This is a genomic window from Acidovorax delafieldii (assembly GCF_007993815.1).
Taxonomy (GTDB): domain Bacteria; phylum Pseudomonadota; class Gammaproteobacteria; order Burkholderiales; family Burkholderiaceae_C; genus Acidovorax; species Acidovorax delafieldii.
This window is the reverse complement of sequence record NZ_VJWE01000012.1, coordinates 244,656-266,121: the sequence shown is the minus strand read 5'-3', so window position 1 is coordinate 266,121 and position 21,466 is coordinate 244,656. Positions and strand designations below refer to the sequence as shown.

At 62.2% G+C, this 21,466-nt stretch carries 21 protein-coding genes; 12 read left to right on the top strand and 9 right to left on the bottom strand.

The genetic code is table 11. From position 1 onward, the window contains the following. Positions 1-38: 38 nt before the first annotated feature. Positions 39-590 carry a PaaI family thioesterase gene (locus tag ATF69_RS10560; RefSeq protein ID WP_056062768.1) on the top strand — a complete coding sequence of 184 codons (552 nt, stop codon included), beginning with the start codon at positions 39-41 and terminating at the stop codon, positions 588-590. Next, the gene (gloA, locus tag ATF69_RS10555; RefSeq protein WP_146870897.1) at positions 587-1,000 is read left to right on the top strand and encodes a lactoylglutathione lyase; all 414 of its coding nucleotides are present in this window, start codon (positions 587-589) and stop codon (positions 998-1,000) included. The genes ATF69_RS10560 and gloA overlap by 4 nt, the downstream gene beginning before the upstream one ends. 111 nt (positions 1,001-1,111) lie before the next feature. Here the strand turns inward: gloA and ATF69_RS10550 are convergent, their stop codons facing one another. Further along, positions 1,112-1,636, bottom strand: coding sequence for an OmpA family protein (locus ATF69_RS10550; protein WP_108498628.1), 525 nt, complete (start codon positions 1,634-1,636; stop codon positions 1,112-1,114). 107 nt (positions 1,637-1,743) lie between these two features. Here ATF69_RS10550 and ATF69_RS10545 point away from each other — a divergent pair, with 107 nt between their 5' ends. Both ATF69_RS10545 and ATF69_RS10540 read left to right on the top strand, forming a co-directional pair. Next, entirely contained in the window at positions 1,744-2,337 is a 594-nt protein-coding gene (locus tag ATF69_RS10545; RefSeq protein WP_056744859.1) for a gamma-glutamylcyclotransferase, read from the top strand. A gap of 99 nt (positions 2,338-2,436) precedes the next feature. Beyond that, on the top strand, positions 2,437-2,961 hold the full coding sequence (locus ATF69_RS10540; protein WP_056744856.1) for a superoxide dismutase family protein: 525 nt from the start codon (positions 2,437-2,439) through the stop codon (positions 2,959-2,961). A 17-nt stretch (positions 2,962-2,978) separates the two neighbouring features. On the opposite strand, the gene ATF69_RS10535 is transcribed toward ATF69_RS10540, so the two are convergent. Next, positions 2,979-3,530 (bottom strand): nucleotidyltransferase family protein, encoded by a 552-nt coding sequence (locus tag ATF69_RS10535; RefSeq protein ID WP_056744854.1) that lies wholly within the window; start codon positions 3,528-3,530, stop codon positions 2,979-2,981. A 244-nt stretch (positions 3,531-3,774) separates the two neighbouring features. On the opposite strand from ATF69_RS10535, the gene ATF69_RS10530 reads away from it, so the two are divergent. Continuing rightward, on the top strand, positions 3,775-5,526 hold the full coding sequence (locus ATF69_RS10530; RefSeq protein ID WP_158641482.1) for an IPTL-CTERM sorting domain-containing protein: 1,752 nt from the start codon (positions 3,775-3,777) through the stop codon (positions 5,524-5,526). Positions 5,527-5,681: 155 nt separating this feature from the next. Here ATF69_RS10530 and ATF69_RS10525 read toward each other — a convergent pair whose 3' ends face one another. After that, a complete protein-coding gene (locus tag ATF69_RS10525) occupies positions 5,682-6,581 on the bottom strand; it encodes a LysR family transcriptional regulator (protein ID WP_146870895.1) in 900 nt (299 codons plus the stop codon). Positions 6,582-6,700: 119 nt separating this feature from the next. Between ATF69_RS10525 and ATF69_RS10520 the strand changes: the two genes are divergently transcribed. From ATF69_RS10520 to ATF69_RS10510, 3 genes are all read left to right on the top strand, one after another. Then, positions 6,701-7,936, top strand: coding sequence for an alpha-hydroxy acid oxidase (locus ATF69_RS10520; RefSeq protein ID WP_146870894.1), 1,236 nt, complete (start codon positions 6,701-6,703; stop codon positions 7,934-7,936). A 448-nt stretch (positions 7,937-8,384) separates the two neighbouring features. Beyond that, complete coding sequence (locus ATF69_RS10515) at positions 8,385-8,798, top strand: hypothetical protein (protein ID WP_146870893.1); 414 nt, start codon at positions 8,385-8,387, stop codon at positions 8,796-8,798. A gap of 2 nt (positions 8,799-8,800) precedes the next feature. Then, complete coding sequence (locus ATF69_RS10510; RefSeq protein ID WP_342212240.1) at positions 8,801-9,040, top strand: hypothetical protein; 240 nt, start codon at positions 8,801-8,803, stop codon at positions 9,038-9,040. 795 nt (positions 9,041-9,835) lie between these two features. Here the strand turns inward: ATF69_RS10510 and ATF69_RS10505 are convergent. Then, positions 9,836-10,774 (bottom strand): LysR substrate-binding domain-containing protein, encoded by a 939-nt coding sequence (locus ATF69_RS10505; protein WP_146870892.1) that lies wholly within the window; start codon positions 10,772-10,774, stop codon positions 9,836-9,838. Positions 10,775-11,095: 321 nt separating this feature from the next. Between ATF69_RS10505 and ATF69_RS10500 the strand changes: the two genes are divergently transcribed. Together ATF69_RS10500 and ATF69_RS10495 are read left to right on the top strand one after the other, a co-directional pair. After that, the gene (locus ATF69_RS10500) at positions 11,096-12,646 is read left to right on the top strand and encodes a carboxylesterase family protein (protein WP_244303701.1); all 1,551 of its coding nucleotides are present in this window, start codon (positions 11,096-11,098) and stop codon (positions 12,644-12,646) included. Positions 12,647-12,993: 347 nt separating this feature from the next. After that, the gene (locus tag ATF69_RS10495; RefSeq protein WP_146870891.1) at positions 12,994-14,214 is read left to right on the top strand and encodes an MFS transporter; all 1,221 of its coding nucleotides are present in this window, start codon (positions 12,994-12,996) and stop codon (positions 14,212-14,214) included. A gap of 301 nt (positions 14,215-14,515) precedes the next feature. On the opposite strand, the gene ATF69_RS10490 is transcribed toward ATF69_RS10495, so the two are convergent. The 4 genes from ATF69_RS10490 to ATF69_RS10475 all read right to left on the bottom strand — a co-directional run bounded on the left by ATF69_RS10490 (position 14,516) and on the right by ATF69_RS10475 (position 19,223). After that, positions 14,516-15,106: a hypothetical protein gene (locus ATF69_RS10490; protein WP_146870890.1), complete on the bottom strand. Its 591-nt coding sequence runs from the start codon at positions 15,104-15,106 to the stop codon at positions 14,516-14,518. A gap of 638 nt (positions 15,107-15,744) precedes the next feature. Further along, positions 15,745-17,937: a xanthine dehydrogenase family protein molybdopterin-binding subunit gene (locus ATF69_RS10485; protein ID WP_425291772.1), complete on the bottom strand. Its 2,193-nt coding sequence runs from the start codon at positions 17,935-17,937 to the stop codon at positions 15,745-15,747. A 105-nt stretch (positions 17,938-18,042) separates the two neighbouring features. After that, positions 18,043-18,504 carry a (2Fe-2S)-binding protein gene (locus tag ATF69_RS10480; RefSeq protein WP_146870888.1) on the bottom strand — a complete coding sequence of 154 codons (462 nt, stop codon included), beginning with the start codon at positions 18,502-18,504 and terminating at the stop codon, positions 18,043-18,045. A gap of 146 nt (positions 18,505-18,650) precedes the next feature. Further along, entirely contained in the window at positions 18,651-19,223 is a 573-nt protein-coding gene (locus tag ATF69_RS10475) for a TetR/AcrR family transcriptional regulator (protein ID WP_146870887.1), read from the bottom strand. 103 nt (positions 19,224-19,326) lie between these two features. Here ATF69_RS10475 and pdxH point away from each other — a divergent pair, with 103 nt between their 5' ends. Together pdxH and ATF69_RS10465 are read left to right on the top strand one after the other, a co-directional pair. After that, the gene (pdxH, locus tag ATF69_RS10470; protein ID WP_146870886.1) at positions 19,327-19,968 is read left to right on the top strand and encodes a pyridoxamine 5'-phosphate oxidase; all 642 of its coding nucleotides are present in this window, start codon (positions 19,327-19,329) and stop codon (positions 19,966-19,968) included. A gap of 41 nt (positions 19,969-20,009) precedes the next feature. Next, a complete protein-coding gene (locus ATF69_RS10465; RefSeq protein ID WP_146870885.1) occupies positions 20,010-20,435 on the top strand; it encodes a DUF7684 family protein in 426 nt (141 codons plus the stop codon). 48 nt (positions 20,436-20,483) lie between these two features. Here ATF69_RS10465 and ATF69_RS10460 read toward each other — a convergent pair whose 3' ends face one another. Beyond that, positions 20,484-21,440, bottom strand: coding sequence for an AEC family transporter (locus tag ATF69_RS10460; RefSeq protein WP_146870884.1), 957 nt, complete (start codon positions 21,438-21,440; stop codon positions 20,484-20,486). Positions 21,441-21,466 lie beyond the last annotated feature (26 nt).

Here is a 21,466-nt window from a genome sequence, read left to right as displayed (position 1 = left end):
CTCATGCATTTCAACCCCGCTACCAACCAGGACACCCCATGACACAGCACAACCACCTTGAAGACTGGCTGGCACAGGAGCGCGACATCCTGGCCACGCTGGATGCAGGCCCCGGTCCGGGCGTGGCCCGCCGCGAGCAAATCGCTCACCTGAACGGCCTGCAGCAGATGCAGGCCATGCTGCGGGGTGAGCTGCCCTACGCGGCCATTGCCAAGACGCTGGATTTCCTGATCGTCGAAGTGGGAGAAGGTACGGCCATTTTCCAGGGCACACCCCGCGCAGAGCACCTGAACCCCATGGGCACGGTGCATGGCGGCTGGTTTGCCACCTTGCTCGACTCCGCCCTGGGCTGCTCCATCCACACGCGCATGGAACCTGGGCGCGGCTACACCACGGCCGAGCTGGGCATCAACCTGGTCAAGGCCATCACGCCCAAGGTACAGCGCGTGCGCGCCGAGGGCCGGGTGATCCACAGCGGGCGCCAGCTGGCCACGGCCGAGGCGCGCCTGGTGGGGCCGGACGGTACGCTGTATGCCCACGCCACCACCACCTGTCTGGTTTTCGATCTGCCTGCACAATCGAAGGGATGAAATTCCTCCACACGATGCTGCGCGTTGGCAACCTTCAACGCTCGATTGATTTCTACACCCAGGTGCTGGGTATGCAACTGCTGCGCCAGTCCGAGAACCCCGAGTACAAATACTCGCTGGCCTTTCTGGGCTTTGAGGGCGGTAACCCCCACCAGGCCGAGATCGAGCTGACCTACAACTGGGGCGTGGAAAGCTACGACATGGGCACGGCCTACGGCCACATCGCGCTGGGCGTGCCCGATGCGTATGCCGCGTGCGAAAAGATCAAGGCCTCGGGCGGCAACGTGACGCGCGAAGCAGGTCCGGTCAAGGGCGGCACCACGGTGATCGCGTTTGTGACCGACCCCGATGGCTACAAGATCGAGTTGATCCAGCGCGCCGAAGGCGCAGGCGGCCAGGGCCTGCGGTAATATTTGCTATCAAATAGATAGCTATTGACGCATATTCCACTAACGCATGCGGCCATTTGGCCCAAAAAAACCCGGCAGCGCCGGGTTTTTTGTTGGAGAAGCAGGCGGCGCTTACAGGGCGCCCAGCGTCACTTCCACGCGGCGGGCTTCGGCGTTGCTGCCGGTCGCGGTGGTTTCTTCTGGCTTCTTCAGCTCCACCTTGTCTTCGGCCACGCCCAGGGCCTTGAGCGCTTCGGCCACGGCCACTGCGCGCTGTTTGGCCAGTTCTGCATTCAGTGCTGCGTCGCCCGTGGCATCGTGGAAGCCGGAAATGACGGCCTTCTTGCCTTCAGCCACACCCTTGACCACGTCGGCCAGGGCTTCGTTGGCACCCGCGGCCAGTTCGGCCTTGGCGGTGGCAAAGTAGAACTTCACCACGCCGTTTTCCACGCGCACGCTGGCAATATCTTCTTCCACGGCTACGGCGGGTGCTGCGGGCGTGTTGCTGGCTGCAACGGCGGCAGGCCGGACCGGTGCTTTGGCGCCCAGACGCTTGACCACCACGGTGCCCACCACCACGGAGATCACCAACGCAATCAGTGCAAACAGAAAACCGAGGGCAAAACGTTGTTGGCTATCGTCGTCAGAGCTGGACATGGAAGATCCCTGTAGTGATGAATAAAGTGGTTGGACGGCCAATGCAGGCGTTGCGAAAACAAGGCCCCGGCCGCTTGCAGCAAAGCTTTCGATTGTAGAGTGAAGGCATGACGAATCTGCCCGCCCCACTGCGAGACCCGGCGCCGATGCTGGAGCGTGCCCTCCAGGAATGGGGTGGCCATCAGGACCTGTGGATTTTTGGCTATGGGTCGCTCATCTGGCGACCGGATTTTGACTACGTCGAGCGGCGCCCGGCCAAGGTCCACGGCTGGCACCGGGCGCTCAAGATGTGGAGCCGTATCAACCGCGGCACGCCCGAGTGCCCGGGGCTGGTGTTCGGCATGCTGTCGGGCGGAAGCTGCCGGGGCATGGTGTTTCGCGTGGACAAGGCGTACGCACGGCAGGTGATGATCAACCTGTGGCAGCGCGAGATGGTCACCGCTGTCTACGACCCGCGCTGGCTGGTGTGCCACACGCCCCATGGCCCGGTGCGGGCGCTGGCCTTTACCCTGTCGCGCAAAAGTCCCAACCACACGGGCGAGTTACCCGACCACGAATACTGCCGCATTTTCGAGCAGGCCTGTGGACGCTACGGCACCACCCGCGACTACGCCCAGGCCACCTATGACGAGTTGCGCAAGCACGGCATCCACGACAGGGCTTTGGCTCGGTTGATCGCCTTGGCCCAAAAAGAGGCATAGTGCACTCTTTTGCTGCATACATAGGGTGCTGGCTGGCCGATGGCCCCCTGGCAACTGGTTCAATACCGCGTTCTTTCAACGTATCAAGGAGTTTGAGTCATGAACACTCGTTTTGCTTTTGTGCTTTCATCCGTCGCGTCCTTCGCTCTGGTGGGCTGTGCTGCGTATTCGTCGGGCCCCAGCGCGACCGCAAAACTTGAGCCCACCCGCGGCAACACCGCCGCCGGAACGGTGACCTTTGTGCAATCGGGCGACGTGGTGAAGGTATCGGGCAGCATCAGCGGTCTGAAGCCAGGCGCGGAACATGGCTTCCATGTGCACGAAAAAGGCGACTGCAGCAGCGGTGATGGTATGAGCACTGGCGGCCATTTCAACCCTGGCGGCAAGCCGCATGGCAGCCACGGTGCCGGCGATCACCACACGGGTGATCTACCCAGCCTCAAGGCCGATGCCAACGGTGTTGCCACCTTCAACTTCGAGTCGAAAACCATTCGCGTGGGTTCCACCGACAACAACATCGTCGGCAAGGGCTTGATCGTTCACCGCGACCCCGACGACTACAAGACCCAACCCACCGGCAACGCAGGACCACGCCTGGCTTGCGCGGTGATTGCTTCCAAATAAAGCGGCCTTCGTCGCCGTTACCCGCGCGCCGCCAGCAACTGCGCGGCGCGCTCCAGGTCTTGCACGGTGTCTATGTCGGTCACTGTGCCTTCATCATCCACCTCCACCTGCCGTACCCTGCCCTGCTGCGCCTGCGCGCGCACCACACGGGCGGCGCCCTGCTCGCCGGTCAGCGCCAACAGGCTGGACAAGCATGCGGCCGAAAACCCAACTGGGTGACCGAGCTCGCCCTGGTACACAGGCATAACTACGGTGCAGTCGGCAAGGGCCTCAGCAATGGTGCGCAGGGTGTCAGGACGGATCAGTGGCAAGTCTCCGGGCAAAACCATCCAGCCTGGCGCATCAGCCGTAGCGCCTACCGCAGCGGCAATGGAATCCCCCATGCCTGGGTGGCCTGCATCTTCCACGTGCCATGGTAAACCACTGGCGCGAACAGCTGACAACGTGTGCTGCAGCACAGTTTTACCGGCCAAAGAGGCATGCAACTTGTGAATGCTTCCACCCGATTTTTGGAAGCGCTCGCCCCGGCCGGAAGCGAGAACGAGGACGGTAGGTATGTGCTGGAGCATGGCGGAAGTCAACGTCGCAATCGTACTATTTCATGATGCAACCATGTTCCCATTCCAACATTTTTCGCGCCTGCGGGATGAAACCCTGATGTTCTCCTTCAGTCGATAAAAAGGAGGAATTCCTCGGGCCAGCTCGACGCATTCGCGCGTTAAACAGTGGTTGCCAAAATGTCAATTCACCCGTTTAGCGGATTGACAAAAGTTAGGCCCCTGGATGGAATGCTCCCCGGAATCAGTGACCTGTATGACTGAGCCGGAGAATGTGTTCATGGTACTTCCCTCAACTGTTCGATTTTTCGCCACTTTGCTGGTATTGCTTGCTTGCCTGTACACAGAGGCTCGCGCCCAGCCCGCGGGGCCGGATAACGCTTTGGCGTTTGATGGCGTGGATGACTATGTCAGCATGTCCGTGCCGGCGCCATTTCAAAACCCTGCCAGCAGCGATTTCACAATCTTGACCTGGGTCCGTCTAGGCGGCACTTCCAGCTTCCAGCGAATTCTCTTTGCGCAGCAAAATAGTTCCAACTACGTCTCGATCGCGCGCAATACCGGTGAAACGATCTATGCTTATGTTGTTGCCAACGGCTTGACCCGCTCCGTCGCAACCGTCAACCCCATAGGGGCTTCGGGCAGTTGGGTTCACGTGGCGGTGGTGTGGAAATCTACGGACCAGTCTCTTTCTGTCTTTGTGAACGGGGTGCAGGCTCCGGGAGTTAGCGGAGGATCGAGTTCCACAGGCATCGACGGCCAAATGGCGTTGGGATCGCGTTCAGGGGGAGCGCAATATTTCGCAGGCAGCCTGGACCGGATGGCCATATACAGTTCTGCGCTGTCCGAGACACAGATTCTGCGTGCTGGCACGCAGTGCATTTACCCACCTAGCGCCTCGCATTCCTATTCCTTTGACGCAGGTGCGGCCAATGGTAACAATGTCGGTGTCACCACTTTGACAGATGGCGTAGGCTCAGCACCAGGAACACTCAATAACTTTGCCTTGACCGGCACGGTATCTAATTGGGTCGATTCCAATGTCAGTTCACTGTGTCTTCCTCCCACATACATCGTGGGCGGTTCGGTATCAGGACTTGCCGGTACTGGCTTGAAACTGCAACTCAACGGAGCCAACGACTTATTGATCACCGGCAATGGCGCATTCCAGTTTCCTGCCATGGCAGATGGAGCGAGCTATTCCGTGACTGTGGCATCGCAGCCGACAACGCCAGCACAGTTTTGTTCTGTCATCAATGGATCTGGAACGTTGTCTGGTGGCGATGTTTCCTCGCTGCAAGTGACCTGCGCGACTGCAGCACCCTCGGCTCCACCCACCAACGCCGTGGCGACGCCTGGCAACGCGCAAGCTACAGTTTCTTGGTCGGCCCCCAGCGACGACGGAGGAGCGCCCATTACTGCGTATTTAGTCACCGGATTACCTGGCGGAACATGTTCGGTGAGCGGGGCACCGCCCGCCACAACGTGCAACGTCCCGAATTTAAACAACGGAACGGCCTATACCTTTTCCGTTGTGGCGACCAACGCTGTGGGAAATAGCCAGCCATCTGTGCAGAGCAATTCGGTCACCCCTAGAGCAGACTTGGTTTTTGTAGGCGGCACTTCGGGGACGATTCCTTTGGCTCAAGCTACGGTAGGACAGGCTTACAACGTCCCAATTGGCATTTCTGGCGGCCTCCCGCCGTTTGCGTTCAGTGTCAGCGGTAGCCTGCCCGACGGATTAAGTCTCAATCCGACAACCGGCGTGATCTCAGGCACACCCACTACGGCAGGGACATCGATTTTCTCCGTTACCGTGACTGACAACAGCGCAACACAAACGTTGGCCAGTCAGACTAAGGCCACCACCACCCAGAGTTTTAGCATAGCCGTTGCGGCCCCCGTGGCAACGTCTATCCCGACATTGGGCCAATGGGCGCTAATGCTCGTTGCTTGCTGCATTGCAACGTTGGGGATGGGGCAAATGCGAAAACGACCGAACGGCTGAGCGGTGAGCACGACCTCACGATGCCAACCCCCTGCAGGGTGGCTTGGCTTTGTCGGACAAGTGGTGTCAGGTTCTAGCGGGCCTGTGCAGCCGCTTTGAGCCGAGTACACCCCGAATGCCTACGGTTTTTCAAGTGACGGTTGCGACGGTGCAGTTCAGAACGCGCCACTCGCCACCGTGAAATCCGCATGCTGCGCTGCCAGCCCGTGCAGCATGCTCACCAGCGGCCGCAGGTCATCACGCCGACTGTGCAACGCATAGCCGAGCGACCCCAGCGGCGCAGGGCTGGGCAACACCTGCAACACCTCCCTGGCGTGCAGGGCTTGCGCCCAGCCCTCGGGCAGCAGGCCAATGCCGCTGCCCTGTGCGAGCAAGCCCACGATGGCGCCCCAGTGGTTGCACACCAATCTGCGCGCGGGGCGTGCATCGGCCTGCCGCAGCCAGTCGTCGATGAGGTGGGTCACCCCCGAGCCTTGCGGCAGCGTTACCAGCGGTTGCGACTGCATCGCATCGGCATCCATCTGGCGCAGGCCGTGCGCCACGCCAGGGCCAGCGCACCAGGCAAAGCGCGCATGCGCCAGCGGCACCGAGGTCAGCGCACTGCGGCTGGCGGGGCCGGCGATCACGGCCACATCCAGCTCGCCCTTGTCCAACCGCTCTGCCAGGGCAGCGCCCACATCCACGTGCACCGACACCTCCAGTGTCGGGTGCACCGCCGCCAGGGCTTCCACCAGGCGCGGCAGCCAGGTGATCGCCGTCAGCTCGCCCACCCCCAGGCGGCAGGGGCCGCGCAGGCCGGTGGTGCTACCCATGTCCTGCTGCAAACGGTCTGCCTGCTGCAGCAACGCGCCCGCCAGGGGCAGCAGTCGCGTGCCCGACTCCGTCAAAGCCGCGCGGTGCCCGGCGCGGTCAAAGAGCACCTGACCCAGCGATGCCTCCAGTTCGGCGATCCGCTTAGACAGGGAGGACACCGACAGGTGCACCCGCTCCGCAGCCATGGCAAAGCTGCTGCAGGTGGCGGCCCAGTAGAAGGCTTCGAGCTGCTTAAGGGTCATGTCGTGAATGTATTTTCAATTTGGAGAACAAATTATTAGCAATAAATTCGCTTTCTTGATTATTGCGGTTTCAGGACACTGCTTTCCAGCCCTCGTTAGCTCTTGCCTGGAGTCACGCTATGCCCACCCCCTCCACCACGCCCCAACAGCCCCCCACCAATGCCTGGAGCGCCTTCAACGGAACGCATCGCAGTGGCCGCACGTCCCATCTGCTGTCGCTAGACGACTTTGAAGCCGCTGCCCGCCGCGTGCTACCCCGCCCTATCTTTGGCTACGTGGCCGGGGCGGCGGAAGACAACCTGGCCCTGGACGACAACCGCCAGGCGTTCCGCGAGATCGCCCTCGTGCCCCGCGTGCTGCGCAACGTGGCCCAACGCGACCAGGGCGTGACCCTGTTCGGCCAGCGCTATGCCAGCCCCTTTGGCATCGCGCCCATGGGTATCGCGGCGCTATCGGCCTACCGGGGCGACATCGTGCTCGCCCGTGCGGCGGCAGCGGCGGGCATCCCGGCTGTGCAAAGCGGCAGCTCCCTCATCCGGCTGGAAGAAGTGATGGCCGCCGCCCCCGGCACCTGGTTCCAGGCCTACCTGCCCGGCACCCCCGAACGCATCGATGCCTTGCTGTGGCGCGTGATCGCGGCCGGTGTGCAGACCCTCGTAGTGACGGTGGACATCCCCGTGGCGGGCAACCGCGAGAACAACATCCGCGCGGGCTTCTCCACCCCGCTGCGCCCCAGCCTTCGCCTGGCGTGGGACGGCATGGTGCGCCCGCGCTGGCTGGCAGGCACACTGCTGCGCACGCTGGCACACCACGGCATGCCGCATTTTGAAAACTCGTTTGCCGAGCGCGGCGCGCCCATCCTGTCCTCACGTATACAGCGCGACTTTGCCGCGCGTGACCACTTTGACTGGAGCCACATCGCCCACATCCGCCGCCAGTGGCGCGGCCCGCTGGTCGTCAAGGGCATCCTCAGCCCGCAGGATGCCGCCCTCGCCCGCCAGCACGGGGTGGACGGGATCATCGTCAGCAACCACGGCGGTCGCCAGCTCGATGGCGCCGTGGCCCCGCTGCGCGTGCTGCCCGCCATTGCCGAGCAGGCTGGCAGCGGCATGACAGTGATGTTGGACGGCGGCATCCGCCGGGGCACCGACGTGATCAAGGCCCTGGCGCTGGGCGCGCAGGCAGTGTTTGTGGGGCGGCCCTTCAACTACGCAGCAGCAGTGGACGGCGAGGCAGGCGTTACAGCGGCCATCGATCTATTGCGCGCCGAGGTGGACCGCAACTTGGCAATGCTGGGCGCCACCTCCTGCGCAGCGCTGGGGCCAGAGCATCTCATGGACCGCCGAGCACCGTAGCGGACTGCGGCGCACGCTTCCCTGCGGGGGCCTGATCAAGCTGGGGAGCAAAGCGCCATCAGCGTAGTTTGAAATGAAGTGATGGCGGCGCAGGCAAAAATCCTGTTGATCACTTCAATATTGATAGCAGTCAGCACCTATCGGAAAAGCGCTAGCAGCACTTTTCATTGATTAGTAATGGTCTGCAGCGCCACAGACGGCCTTGGGCTGATTTCGAACTTTCACTCGACCACCATTGGCAGGCAGTTTTTGGCCCGAACCGGTGTGTTTGCCGTGCACTATGGACCTGCCATGGGCGGCCCTTCAGTTAAAGTCCCCGCCCCGCGGGCGATTTTTGACCGCATCGTGCTCCCCGGTGACGGGGTTCGAAAACAAAATCTGCGACTTTGGGTGAGGCTCGCCGGCGGATGCGGCCGTGCAAACCGCAACTCGCGGAGATAGAAAAAATATGCTGCTAACCGATATAGCCGTCGAGCACACTTTGGTGTCTAAAAAGGATGGCGTTCGCCAGACTTTCTTGCTGCATCCTTTCACTGATACACAGCGCGATTCACTGGGCAAATTCGAGCTCGTTCGCGACGTCAGCCAGCCCGGACTCAAAGACGTGAAACGCTCCACCTTCGTATCGTTTCATCAATTGGCGGAGTTGTATGCAAAAGGCCTGCTCGAAGAATTCGGGTTTTCCGTTCGCATGTGCCCGGGTAAAGGCACCCACCCTGCCAAGCTTCCAGCCAAAAAGATACTGCCCGCCAGCATCAAGCCAGGCTCTTCGTTCGATCTGGCGGCGCAAAAGGTGGATATTTCCAAACCGGCCACGCGCGAATTGAGAACGGCCTTGCTTCGCGCCAACGTCCAAATTTAAGCGTGACAGCGCTGATCGATACAGGAGCCGATGTGAATCCAACCATTGCGCATGCTGAACTGATTGCCACATTCAAGCGGGCCGAGGCAGATGCCGCTCACAAGTTCGGACTGATCCAAGCGGCTGCGAACAAGGGCCCCAAGGCAATACAAGCCGCCACAGAAACAGCGGCAAAGGCGGCAAAACGCAGGGACTCTTTTGCGAAAAAGCTGGGCGATCTGGGGGTGAACCTAAAGTACTGAACGCCGCCACGCACATGGCGCAACACCCACCATTGGCGACCGCGCACAACAGGCGATGATTGTCAAAACAATCTCCGCAATCTAAAAGCAGAATTGGCCACGGGTCCTGCCCCGATTTGCATGCTTTCCAAGCACGGTAATTGAAGCGTCTTCATTTTCCGGATTACAAAGGTGTTGAGAGAGATCGGATACCGCTATAGGCTGGTTGCTGCCGCTCAACTTGCAGTCGTCGAACGACGGCTGCGATCAGGAGCAGACGGTGAAGAACATCGCCGCTCAATGTTCTGGCCTTCAAGAACTGACATAGCCAGCGTAGTCAGGGGGCAATCGTCAAGGTTGATCGGTGGTCATTTAGACGGCATGACCGAACGCTTATCGCGTGTCTGCCGATGACACGGTACCTTGACTAAACCACCCTTCCCTCCAATGTTGCACTCATCCCAGGCCTGTAGGCCCCCGGCGCTTGCAGGGCATCGACGCTGTCGAGTTCACTTCGATCGGGCGCTGGCTTCAGATCATTCCTCGGGCGCGACGAGCGGCACGCAGACATAAAAGCGCCATGCCGCATGCCCGGCACCAGGGGGTTATCTTCAAGGCGGGGGGGGCGTTGTGCATCGGGCACAGCTAGGGTAGCGCCGGACTCCAGCGCGTGTGCGCAAATCGCAAAGGCGCGTTCGCTCAGCTGAAATGCAATGCCCACCGACGCCGATCTAGAACCTTCATCGTGGCGTACTCGCAGGCGCGAAGATGGCCGCTATTGCGGCTTACCTCACTCACGATAGATGCATCGCTGACTCACGCCGAGTGCGGCTGACCTGAAGTGCTTCCTACATCTTTCATTCCGTCTTCCAGCATATCCAGAAAGCAGCGGCCCGCCAGCGTTAGGTGGCGGCGCGACGGATAAAGGGCGTAGATGTGCATCGCGGGGGGAACCCAGTCGGGCGCTACCTGAAGCAGATGTCCGCTCGCGACAAAGCTGGCCGCCATGATCCTCGGAAGCTGCACAACCCCTAACCCCTGAAGCGCTGCGTCTCGGTTCAACAGCAGGTTGTCGCTCACAAAGCGCACGTCCAGCTCAACGTCCGCACTTTCGTTCTGGGGGCCGATCAGTGTCCAGCGAGCCAGTGACGCAGTAATACTCCAGCCCACAGCAGCGCAGCGGGATAGTGCCAATGGTGTCTCCGGGATGTTGAGCGCTGTAACGAGCGCTGGACTTGCATACAACCCATAGGGGACCGTTGCCAGCCGTCTGGCGACAAGGCTGGAGTCCGTCAGAGGCTGTGTGGTCGGCTGAATCACGAGGTCCACTGTGTCGTCCAAGGGGCGCAAACGACCGTCCGTGGTTTGAAGTGACAGGGTGACGCGAGGATAGCGAGCGCTGAATTGCAGGGCTATTCGGCCAACAAGGGATGCCGCAATGGCTGCTGGGCAAGCCACCCGTAGTTGTCCCCAGGGACTCTCCAGGCTCTCACGTGCGACGGAGATAGCCGTTTGCGTTTCAGCTCGCACCGCCTGGCCATGTAGAAAAATGCGTTGCCCTACATCGGTCAATTCAAACCGCCGTGCATAGCGGTGCAGCAGGGCAACCCCAAGGAATGATTCAAGAGCCGCCACGCGACGACTCAATCGCGACTTCGGTATGCCTGTGCGCCTGCTGGCAGCGGTGAAGCCTCCTGCGTCGGCTACCTCTACAAAACTCAGAAGGTCTTCCACAGCCAGCAACACGTTGTCCATTAGGTCCATCCGTCATCGTCGTTGTGCAAATAACGCGTGCGCCTGAGGTTCAAGCTCTACCGCTGTGCAAATCCCAGCTTGCCATAGGTTGCTGCAGCCCAGGCCTTCTTCGATGTGCCTGTTTTTGCAACGGGGTGTTCTACCACTGAGTCTCGCCACCGCAAGGTTGGTTATCTAGCATAAGTTTGTCAGCAACTGACATCTAGACCAACTATTCCAGGAGACATGATGACAACGCGAAGGATCTTTCTACAGGTTTCCTCCGGGGCACTTGCCGGTTCGTTAATAGGGTGCGGTGGCGGAGGCGATGAAAAGCCCGTGGTGGACACCACATCCGGTAAGTTCAGCGGAACTATGCTTGGTAGTACGACGGTATACAAAGGCATTCCGTATGCGCGTCCGCCTATTGGAGCGCTGCGGTTTCAATCGCCAAAGCCCTATGCACCCACAACAGCGCAGGTGACCCCAGCCACAGCATTTGGTCCTGCCAGCCTGCAGACGCTCCCTGCGAATGTGACCTGGATCTACACGCAACCTGAAGCGCAGAGTGAAGACTGTCTCACTCTCAACATCTGGGCACCTCGCGACGTCAGCAAGGCCCCCGTGATGGTGTGGCTCCATGGCGGTGCGTGGCGCACGGGCGCGACCAGCATGCCCCTGATGGACGGGCAGAGGCTCGCTGAGCAGGGACTGGTTGTCGTCACGGTCAACTACCGCTTGGGTTCAATGTCCAGCCTGGCCCACCCAGATTTCACAGATCCTGAAACCGGACTTGCTGCGAACTGGGGCCTGCAGGATCAGGCGGCCGCGTTGCGGTGGGTGCACGAGAACATTGCTCGTTTCGGCGGGGACCCAGGCAACGTGTGCCTCGCAGGGCAATCGGCGGGCGCTGTCAACGCGGCATTGATTGCGCAGCATCCCGTCTGGAGCCAGTGGCTGCACAAAGCTGTTTTGTTCAGTTCTGCCGGTATTGCGGCGCCTGCAGGGTTCTCCCTTCAAGACGCGGCCAGCTACACCGAACTGCTAGCCACGACCCTCAAGACCACACCCAAAGGGTTGTTGGGCATCCCTGCGGCCACATTGCATGCGGCCGAGTTGGCATTGAACGCTCAACCGCTGCCCGCTACATTCCGATCCGGCTTTGGCGTCAAGGCGTCACCCGTGATGGACGGGAAGAGCGTGTTCGCCGATTGGACTCGGGTGGGATGGCCCCAGCGTGTACCGGTGCTGATCACGAACACGCTTACCGAGGGATCTTTTTTTGTTGACTTAGTCGACCCAGCAACGCAGGCCTCGCTCACAGCTCCGCTGCCTTCCTCCATTGAGGCGCTCACAGCCCTCGTCGCGCCACTTTCTGGTTCTGCGAGTCGGGCCTCCCAGGTGATAGCTGCCTATCAGGATGCTGCCTTGGCCGAAGGTCGCTCCTCAGCACCGGGTAACCTGTGGGTTGAAATCAACGGTGATCGCAACCTGCGCAACTTCTGCGTCCGCTATGCTGACAGTCTTGTAAAGCAAGGCGCCAACGTGCGATATGGAACCTTCATGCATGACTTGCCAGCCCCGGGGCGGGGCGTGCCACATTGTGCAGAGTTGCCCTTCTTGTTCGGCACGTATGGGCTTGATTACTACCGTCAAAAAGTCGGGTCGGGCTCAGCAGAGCAGCAGCTCAGTCGACATTTGATGAGCGCTGTGACCACCTTCGCCCAGAGCGGGACTGCTACTTTTGCGGACGGCACCGCCTGGCCAGGCTACGGCAGCGGTAGTGCGAACTCCGCGCTGATTGGCACTGGAGCGTCTTCGTCCATCGCGTTCGGTACGGTGCCCAAGATCGCCCAGATGCGCGTGTGGGATGCCCTTTTGGGGTACCAATAATTAAAAAGGGCGCGAAGTCACTCGGCGGGCAGGGCCGCGTGGACTAGGGCTCCCCGAAATGTCAGCGATCGGATGGCAACGATTAACTCTTTAAGCTGGCGCAGCGCGAGTGCGCCAATCGGGGGGGCCTGGAGCGCCGCAAAGCCTACAGGTCATTCGCTCGGCGTGGTCGGTGTGGAATGCGTCGCTGCCCGCGATTGTTGCAAGCGCGACGCTGGGCCGGGGCTGCCCGATCAATGACACGCCTCACCAGTGACGGCGGTGTTTCGTAGTGGCGGTGCTGCCTGCTATCGTGTGGACGACGACTGCGTGTCCGCCGCCCCCTTCCGTATCCAGGCCTTGAAGCAATGCGATCGTTGATTTCCTTTTCGCTGCGCGCACCTATCGCTGTCTTTGTGGCGGGCCTCGCTGCCGCCGTGCACATCGGCAAAATTCCACCCGCCATTGCCGTGTTGGGGGATGCGTTGGGGGTCTCGCTGGTCGAGGCAGGTTTCCTGCTGTCGGCGGTCCAACTGGCAGGCATGCTTCTGGGCGTTCTGGTCGGGGCGCTGGCCGATGGCTTCGGCCTACGGCGCACCATGCTGTGTGGGCTTTTCGTATTGTGTTTCGCCAGTTTGGCGGGAGTGTGGGCTCGCCAGCCTTCCGACCTGCTCGCATTGCGGGCGCTGGAGGGGTTGGGTTTCCTGTGTGTTGTGCTCCCAGCGCCTAGCTTGATGCGGCAGTTAGTGCCTGCTGCGAGGCTGCCTGCCTTCATGGGGCTGTGGGGTGCCTACATGCCCGCTGGCGTTGCTCTGGCGCTTCTGACGGGGCCTGTGGTCATGGCCTGGTGGAACTGGGAGGCTTGGTGGGGGCTGCTGGGGGTAGTTGCGGGCTGCGCGGGGCTCTGGTTGGCCTGGGCCGTTGGGCCGGATGCCCGGCGAGCCGCCGTGGCCCGTCCGCACACTGCCCCCCCATCTCCTGCGGTGTTGGTTCTGGTGAGGCGGCTGCGGATGACACTGGCCAGTCCCGGGCCCTGGGTGGTGGCAGTGGCCTTTGGTATGTACTCCTGCCAGTGGTTGGCCGTCATCGGGTTTCTGCCCTCCATCTACATGCAGGCCGGTGTCAGCGGCGTGGCCGCCGGTGCGTTGACCGCACTGGCCTGCGCGGCCAACGTGGTGGGCAACCTAGTGGCCGGTGGCTTGATGCGGGCGGGTTGGCGCACGCACCATCTGTTAGTCATCGGCTTCGGCGGCACTGCATTGGCCACGGTGGTGGCATTCAGCCCCTTGGGTGGAGATGGCCCGATCCTTCGTTTCGCTGCTGTGGTGGCGTTTTCGGCGGTGGGTGGGATGATTCCTGCCACCTTGTTTGCCCTGGCGGTACGGGTGGCGCCCAGCGAGCACACGGTGTCCACCACGATGGGATGGGTACAGCAGTGCTCAGCCTGTGGCCAGTTCCTGGGTCCACCGCTTGTGGCCTGGGTAGCGGGTCTGGCGGGCGGCTGGCATTTCACCTGGGCGGTCACGGGCGTAGCTTCGGTGGTGGGCATTGCACTTTCATTGTGGGTGCGCCTCAAACAACCGGCCTGAAGGCGGGCAGGGCTAAGCGCCCCTCACTTGCAGCACTCCGGACAACGAGCGTCGTTCAGGCTGTTGCGCTCGAAGATGTCGGCTAGAAGTAAGCCACTTTTGACTCATGTGCCGACGACCCCGTGAGCCACGCGAGTGCCTCTATCCCCACACGCCTGTTGGGTGCGGGGGCGGAAAAAGGGGCGCAGTCGAAGGTCGGCGCGGTGGCTCACTCCGGTGTCGGCGGCAGCAAGCCTGACCATCGGCATCAGTCTGGTCCAGCCCAAGGCGCGACCAATCAGCCCTCGCGGAGGGCGGTTGCCTAACCCGATGTCTTCCCCGACTTGGTAGATGCCGCGGGCTTCACCAGCCGCCCGATCTCACCACCGCACGCGCTGAAGTTGCGGGCGTACTCCTCGGGGTTGTCGAACAGCACCTGGGCTTGCATCAGGCGGTCGAGTTCCTGTTTTGCGTAGAGCAGGACGCCCGCGCTGCTGCTGCCCGAGGCCCAGGGATAGTCCAGCTCGCGGAACTGGCGCGCGATGTCGCGGTGAATACGCACATGCGTCTGCTCGTGTTTCATCACGTGCGCATAGGCACAGCTGCCCGGCGGGATCTCGCTGGCTACGCGCAGCACCGGTTTGGTGTAATCCAGCCGCACGACGACGCCCTGGCAACTGGTCTGCGGCATCACCGCCAGCTTGGTCTCGACAACGACGTGGCCGAGTTGCGTACCGCTGCGGCCGGCGCCCGCGCCGATCTTCGTCAGTTCGGCGGCCGGTTTGGCGTTGTCCACTTCCGGGTCGGCGAACCAAGCCGCACTGAAACGCACCGCCTTGTCGCAGGGAGGTAGGGCGGCGGACTGCGCCTGGAAGCAGGCGCTGACCAGCAGCAGAGCGAGGAGGCTTTTCATCGTAACCTTCTGGTTATGGGCAAGACACGCTCTTCCTGAAGCGGTGGCCGCAAGGCGGCTAGCCTGACCGGGGCGGACGAGCATGCCCGGCGCCGGCTGGTCGCCAGTTGGCGTTTTTTCAGCCTCTGATCGCATTGCCTGAAATCGCATTTGACCTGATTTTGCGTCGGCGCAATGGCTCGCATCCCGCCCAGCTTTGGTTCAGAGGACTAATCGCAGAGTGCTCGGCATCGTTGTGACCAGATACTCTGAAGCTCGTGGATATAGGAGCCGCGCTATCGTCCAAACGCGATACCGACGCAGTAAACCGGATGGCAAATGGAGCAAAGCCTAAGGCGCTTGACTCGTCATGCGAACTCAGGGCCTGCTGCTGCCAGTGAATGCAAACATTCAGCGAGTGCTTTCTCAAACCGTCAGCGGCAGCTCCTGCCCGATAATGCGCCTTAGATGGCACGGTTTGGATGACAGCAATCGCTGCATTGCAGCCAATTCCCTGCCGCTTGAAGTAGGCCGAAAGCTGCGCGCCAAAACACAGCCAGAGCAATGCGATGGTCGACACCGAACTGAAGCAGATGGATGGGGCATAAAAAAAGCGCCGGGTTTTCCCAAACCCGGCGCTCTCATTCCAACAAGCTTTATCAACCCAACTTAAACGGCAGCTCGCGCGGCGTCTTGCCTGTGATCTGCGCGATGGCATTGGCAAACGCCGGCGCCAGCGGCGGCAGGCCCGGTTCGCCCATGCCCTTCGGCGGATCGGCGCTGGGCACGATGTGCACTGTCAGCTGCGGCATGTCGGTGATGCGGGGCACGGCGTAGTCGCCGAAGTTGCTCTGCTCCACCACACCGTCCTTGAGCGTGATGGCTGCACCGGGCAGGCAGGTGCCCAGGCCCATCAGCGCGGCGCCTTGCACCTGGGCTTCTACGCTCTTGGGGTTGACCACCAGGTTGCAATGCACGCCTGCGGTGATGCTGTGCAGCTTGGGCGTTCCGTCTTTGACGGAGGCCTCGACCACATAGGCCACCACCGACTCGAACGATTCGTGCACCGCCACGCCCCAGGCACGGCCTGCGGCCAGCTTCTTCTTGCCGTAGCCCGACTGGGCGACGGCCAGTTGCAGCGCCGCCTTGTGGCGCGGGTGCTTGTCGCCCATCAGGGCCAGGCGGTAGGCCACGGGGTCTTGCTTGGTGGTGCGGGCCACTTCGTCGATCAGTGTCTCCATGGCGTAGGCCGTGTGGGTGGAGCCCACGCTGCGCCACCACAGCACCGGCACGTTCACATCCGGGTGGTGCACCGACAGCTTCATCGGCACGTCGTACGGCTCTTTCATGCCCTCGACGGCCGTGGCGTCAATGCCGTTCTTGATCATGAAGGCCTCGAACGGCGAGCCCTTGGTGATGGACTGGCCGACGATGGTGTGGTCCCACGCCAGGATCTTGCCCTTGGCGTCAAAGCCGATCTCGGCACGGTGCACCTGCATGGGGCGGTAATAGCCGCCCTTGATGTCGTCTTCGCGGCTCCACAGCGTGCGCACGGGCGCGGTGATGCCGGCGGTGTGGGCCGCCTTGGCCACGCCGCAGGCCTCCACCACGTAGTCGCTGGTGGGGATGGCGCGGCGGCCAAAGCCGCCACCGGCCATCTGCGTGTTGACCTTCACGTTCTGCGGCTGCAGACCCAGCGTCTTGGCGGCGGCCATCGCGTCCAGGCCGGGCATCTGGGTGCCCATCCACAGTTCGGCCTTGTCCCCGTCCAGCTTCACAGTGCAGTTCAGCGGCTCCATGGGCGCGTGCGCCAGGTACGGGAAGACGAACTCGGCACTGATCTTGTGGGGTGCACCCGCCAGCGGCGCCATGTCGGCCTGCATGGCCACATTGCCGGGCTTGGCGGCCAGTTCGCGGTACTGCGCCAGCAGCGCAGTGGTGTCGGGCTTGGTGACCGCGCTGGTGTCCCACTCCACCTTGAGGGCGTCGCGCCCCTGCTTGGCGGGCCAGTAGCCGTCGGCCACGATGGCAACGCCCTCGCCGCCCCGGTCGGTGGGCACGCGCAGCACGGCCTTTACGCCCTTGATGGCCTTGGCGGCGCTGTCGTCCAGGGACTTCACCTTGGCACCAAACACGGGCGGGCGGGCTACCACGGCCGTCAACATGCCGGGCAGGCGCACGTCAATGCCGTAGTCCTGCTGGCCGCTCGACTTGGCCTTGGCATCCAGCCGCCCGGTGGGTTTGCCGATCAGGCGGAATTGCTTGGGGTCCTTGAGTGCGACCTTTTCAGGCACGGGCTGCTTCATGGCGGCTTCGGCCAGTGCACCGTAGCCCAGCTTCTTGCCACCGGGGCCGACCACAAAGCCGTTGCTGGTGCGCAGGGCCGACGCGTCCACTCCCCACTGGGCGGCCGCCGCCGAAACCAACATGGCTCGGGTGCGCGCGCCCAGCTCGCGGTACTGGGTGTACGAGTTCTTGATGGAGTTGGAGCCGCCCGTGAGGTGCATGCCGAACGCAGGGTCGGCATAAGCCGGGTTGGCGTCGCCGTGCACGCTGCGCACCTTGCTCCAGTCGGCATCCAGCTCCTCGGCCAGGATCATGGGCAGGCCGGTTTGCACGCCCTGGCCAAAGTCCAGCCGGTTGATGGTGACGGTGACGGTGCCATCGGCATCAATGCGCACAAAGGCCGAGGGCTGCTCGTGCGGCTTGAGGCCAGCTGGGGTCGCAGCGGCTGCGCCCTGCGCAGCAGACACCAGCGGAAACGCGCCCAGCGCAAAGCCCGAGGCCGCAGACACCTTGAGGAAGGTGCGGCGAGCCACACCTTCCGACGCATCAAAAGCTCCTGAATTCATAGCGCCCTGCGCTTTATCCACTAAAGCTTGGAGGTGTTTTGGCATGAAATGTTGTGCCTGGCCCTGCAGGGCATGGGGTTCGAAGTGCATGGTGGTCTCCTTCAATCAGGCCAGGGTCTTGGCAGCGTCGTGGATGGCGGCGCGGATGCGCACGTAGGTGCCGCAGCGGCACACGTTGCCGGCCATGGCAGCGTCGATGTCGGCGTCGGAGGGCTTCTTCTTGCCCTTGAGCAGCGCGGTGGCGCTCATGATCTGGCCGCTCTGGCAGTAGCCGCACTGGGCCACGTCGTGCTTGACCCAGGCGGCGTGCACTGCCTTGCCCACCTTGTCGTCGGTGGCAATGGCTTCAATGGTGGTGATCTTCTGGCCTGCCGCCGCCGAGATGGGCGTGATGCAGGACCGCACCGGCGCGCCGTTCAGGTGCACGGTACACGCACCGCACAGCGCCTGGCCGCAGCCAAACTTGGTGCCGGTCATGCCCAGCGTGTCGCGCAGGGCCCAGAGGATGGGGGTGGATTCGTCGGCATCCACGGCCGTGTCTTTGCCGTTGATATTGAGGGTGGGCATCGTGGGACTCCTTGGGATGAAGGTCAGCGCTCAAAGGCACAGCGCAATCGGTAGGGCGGCGCGGGCACACATCAAGCCGCTTTGTTGTTTTAAGAGAATAACTATTCGATTAAACCGCAAAATTCGAGTTTCTGCAGCGGCACAATTTACGCCTTGATGGCGTCCCAGCACAGGCCAAACGCCATTTGGTGCACGGCCTCGTCATCGGGCAGCACCTGGGTGCGGATCAGGTTGCCGGTCTCCCGCACCGATCCCACTAGGCTGGCCGTGAGCAGCGGAATGGGCACGGCCTTGAGGATCTCCTGCAGCTGGCCTTCTTCCATCAGCGCAAAAAAACCCGCCATCAGCCGGGTCGAAAATTCGCGGTTGCCCTGGGTGAACCAGGGCGAGTTGTAGTACTGCTCCTGGAACACCACCTCGGCGTATTGGTCCAGCCGATGGCGCAGCAGATTACCCCAGGCGCGGCGCACCCGTGCGCGGTAGGGCATGCCAGGTTCGATGCCGTCCATGATGCGCGCGGCCGTGACGGTCTTGGCGTCCTGGTACAGCTGGCTGATCAGTTCGTCCTTGGACGGGTAGTACACGTACAGCGTGCTCGTGGCCACGCCCGCTGCCCGGGCAATGTCGGCCAGGGTCAGGCCGCTCAGGCCGCGCTGGGCCACCAGTTCAAAGGTGGCCTGGGCAATGGCGCGCTGTTTCTCGTCATCTTTGGGTTTCATCGGAACCAGGAATATAAACGAACACAAATTCGATCACTATCAAAATCCACTGCACAGGCCCTAGCGCAATGCGACATCGTACGAGGGATGCACAATCGTGGCCATGACCACGAACTCCATCGCCGACCTCCGCAAGAGCTACGAGCGCGCCGAACTCAACGAAGACGCCTCGCACGCCGCCCCCCTGCAGCAGTTTGACCAGTGGCTCAAGGAAGCCATCAGCGCCGAAGTGCCCGAGCCCAACGCCATGACCCTGGCCACCGTGGGCAGCGACCTGCGGCCCAGCACACGCATCGTGCTCATCAAGGGTTATGACGAGCGCGGGATTGTCTGGTTTACCAACTACGACAGCCGCAAGGGCCGCCAGATTGCGGGCAACCCGTTTGCAGCGCTGCAGTTTCACTGGGTGGAGCTGGAGCGTGTGGTGCGTATCGAAGGTGTGGTGGAGAAGGTCAGCGACGAGGAAAGCGAGGAATACTTCAGCAGCCGCCCCCTGGATTCGCGCATCGGCGCCTGGGCCAGCCCCCAAAGCCAGGTCATTTCAGGCCGCAGCGTGCTGGTGGCCAACGCGGCCAAATACGGGGCGCAATTCATGCTGAAACCGCCCCGCCCTCCACACTGGGGCGGCTACCGCCTCAAGCCCGACCAGTGGGAGTTCTGGCAGGGGCGCAAGAGTCGGCTGCATGACCGGCTGCGCTACCGCCTCGATGGCAGCGACTGGGTGCGGGAGCGGCTGGCGCCCTGAGTCTCGGCCGCCGTAGGCGAGCCTCAGCGATAAGCCACCAAGTGGATTCCATATCCGAAGTCGTTTACCTCTGTCTCAACCCGGAGTCTGAGCTGCCCAAGCTTTCTCTGGGGAGCTTTCGCGCCCTCGTCATGATCGAGTCGGAAGTGTCAACGCTCTGGCAGCACGCCGTGAGCGACTGGCTGGTACGTTCTGGATGTCTACAAATGATGGCCTGGGGTCTTGGCTGCAGTTCCTGGGACGACTCGGTGGACTGGGCCAACCTCAAGCAGTTTGATTGTGGAGATATACCGGACGAGAGCTTTGTCCTAACCTCATGGCATGAGAATCAGTCGCTGCAAGAGGTCATGCATTTCTGCAAACACTTCGCAGACCATCCATTTACCGAGCTACGCTCAACGCTGCTTTTGCATATCGCGTATGAGCCGCGAGAAGAAGGAATTTGCAGCTTGTACGGCAATGCCTAGCCGATTAGGCAGGCTGCTAAACGGCAGACATGCGCACCGCTGCGGATGTCACCCCACACCCCATCGCGTCACTGCCACAATCACCACTGGCATCGTCACCAGCCCCAGCGCGGTGGACACCGCCACGCTGGCGGTCACCTCTTCTTCTGCCACGCGGTAGCGCTGGGAGAACAAGAAAACGTTGGCCCCCACGGGCAGCGATGCCGCGACGATCATCACGGCCAGCGGCATGCCCGACAGGCCCAGCGCCCAGCCCATGCTGGCCAGCACCAGCGGGTGCACTACACACTTCACCAGCGCAATGCGCAGCGCGGCCTTGAACTGGTGGCCGACCTTGGTGAATGCCAGCGTCACCCCCACCAGCAGCAGCGCAATCGGCCCCAGCGCCTGGCCCAGCAGCTGCAGAGGCTTGCCCACCACCTCGGGCACCACCAGCCCGGTCTGCGCAAACAGCAGGCCCGCGATGATGGGCAGCGGCACAGGGTGCACGATGCCGTTGCGGATGGCCTGCAGCACGGTACGCCACATGGGCTGCTGCACCCCGCCCGGGCGCCCGGCATGTTCGCGCGCGGCCGCCAGCTCGAACACCACAGTGGCGGCCGTCAGCAGGATGAGCGAGTGCACCGAGATCAGGGTGAACAGCGTGACCAGCCCTGCCTCGCCAAACACCAGGCCCACCAGCGGCACGCCAATCATCAGCGTGTTGCTGAAGGTGTTGGCCAGCGCCCGGGCGGCGCCCAGCGTGTTGAAGCCCTGCACCGCCAAAGAGGCCGCATAGACCACGCCAAACGCCACAAAGTAGATGCCCACAGGGCCGAAGTTGAGGTCTTCCAGGTGCACCGTGCTCATGGTGCGAAACAGCAGCGCGGGCGTGAGCACCATGAAAACGAGGTTGGCCAGGTCCTTGACAGACTCGGCGCGTATCCAGCCGCGCCGCCCCACACAAAAGCCGATGGCAATGAACAGAATGACGGGGATCAGCGAGGTGAAGACAGGAGAGTTCACGGAGAAAAGCGCGCCAGGTCGGCAAG

What these genes read in the sequence shown, in the direction of transcription:
- ATF69_RS10560 (WP_056062768.1), top strand. Translation starts at nt 39, where the DNA reads ATGACACAGCACAACCACCTTGAAGACTGGCTGGCACAGGAGCGCGAC.
- gloA (WP_146870897.1), top strand. Translation starts at nt 587, where the DNA reads ATGAAATTCCTCCACACGATGCTGCGCGTTGGCAACCTTCAACGCTCG.
- ATF69_RS10550 (WP_108498628.1), bottom strand. Translation starts at nt 1,636, where the DNA reads ATGTCCAGCTCTGACGACGATAGCCAACAACGTTTTGCCCTCGGTTTT.
- ATF69_RS10545 (WP_056744859.1), top strand. Translation starts at nt 1,744, where the DNA reads ATGACGAATCTGCCCGCCCCACTGCGAGACCCGGCGCCGATGCTGGAG.
- ATF69_RS10540 (WP_056744856.1), top strand. Translation starts at nt 2,437, where the DNA reads ATGAACACTCGTTTTGCTTTTGTGCTTTCATCCGTCGCGTCCTTCGCT.
- ATF69_RS10535 (WP_056744854.1), bottom strand. Translation starts at nt 3,530, where the DNA reads ATGCTCCAGCACATACCTACCGTCCTCGTTCTCGCTTCCGGCCGGGGC.
- ATF69_RS10530 (WP_158641482.1), top strand. Translation starts at nt 3,775, where the DNA reads ATGACTGAGCCGGAGAATGTGTTCATGGTACTTCCCTCAACTGTTCGA.
- ATF69_RS10525 (WP_146870895.1), bottom strand. Translation starts at nt 6,581, where the DNA reads ATGACCCTTAAGCAGCTCGAAGCCTTCTACTGGGCCGCCACCTGCAGC.
- ATF69_RS10520 (WP_146870894.1), top strand. Translation starts at nt 6,701, where the DNA reads ATGCCCACCCCCTCCACCACGCCCCAACAGCCCCCCACCAATGCCTGG.
- ATF69_RS10515 (WP_146870893.1), top strand. Translation starts at nt 8,385, where the DNA reads ATGCTGCTAACCGATATAGCCGTCGAGCACACTTTGGTGTCTAAAAAG.
- ATF69_RS10505 (WP_146870892.1), bottom strand. Translation starts at nt 10,774, where the DNA reads ATGGACAACGTGTTGCTGGCTGTGGAAGACCTTCTGAGTTTTGTAGAG.
- ATF69_RS10495 (WP_146870891.1), top strand. Translation starts at nt 12,994, where the DNA reads ATGCGATCGTTGATTTCCTTTTCGCTGCGCGCACCTATCGCTGTCTTT.
- ATF69_RS10490 (WP_146870890.1), bottom strand. Translation starts at nt 15,106, where the DNA reads ATGAAAAGCCTCCTCGCTCTGCTGCTGGTCAGCGCCTGCTTCCAGGCG.
- ATF69_RS10485 (WP_425291772.1), bottom strand. Translation starts at nt 17,937, where the DNA reads ATGAATTCAGGAGCTTTTGATGCGTCGGAAGGTGTGGCTCGCCGCACC.
- ATF69_RS10480 (WP_146870888.1), bottom strand. Translation starts at nt 18,504, where the DNA reads ATGCCCACCCTCAATATCAACGGCAAAGACACGGCCGTGGATGCCGAC.
- ATF69_RS10475 (WP_146870887.1), bottom strand. Translation starts at nt 19,223, where the DNA reads ATGAAACCCAAAGATGACGAGAAACAGCGCGCCATTGCCCAGGCCACC.
- pdxH (WP_146870886.1), top strand. Translation starts at nt 19,327, where the DNA reads ATGACCACGAACTCCATCGCCGACCTCCGCAAGAGCTACGAGCGCGCC.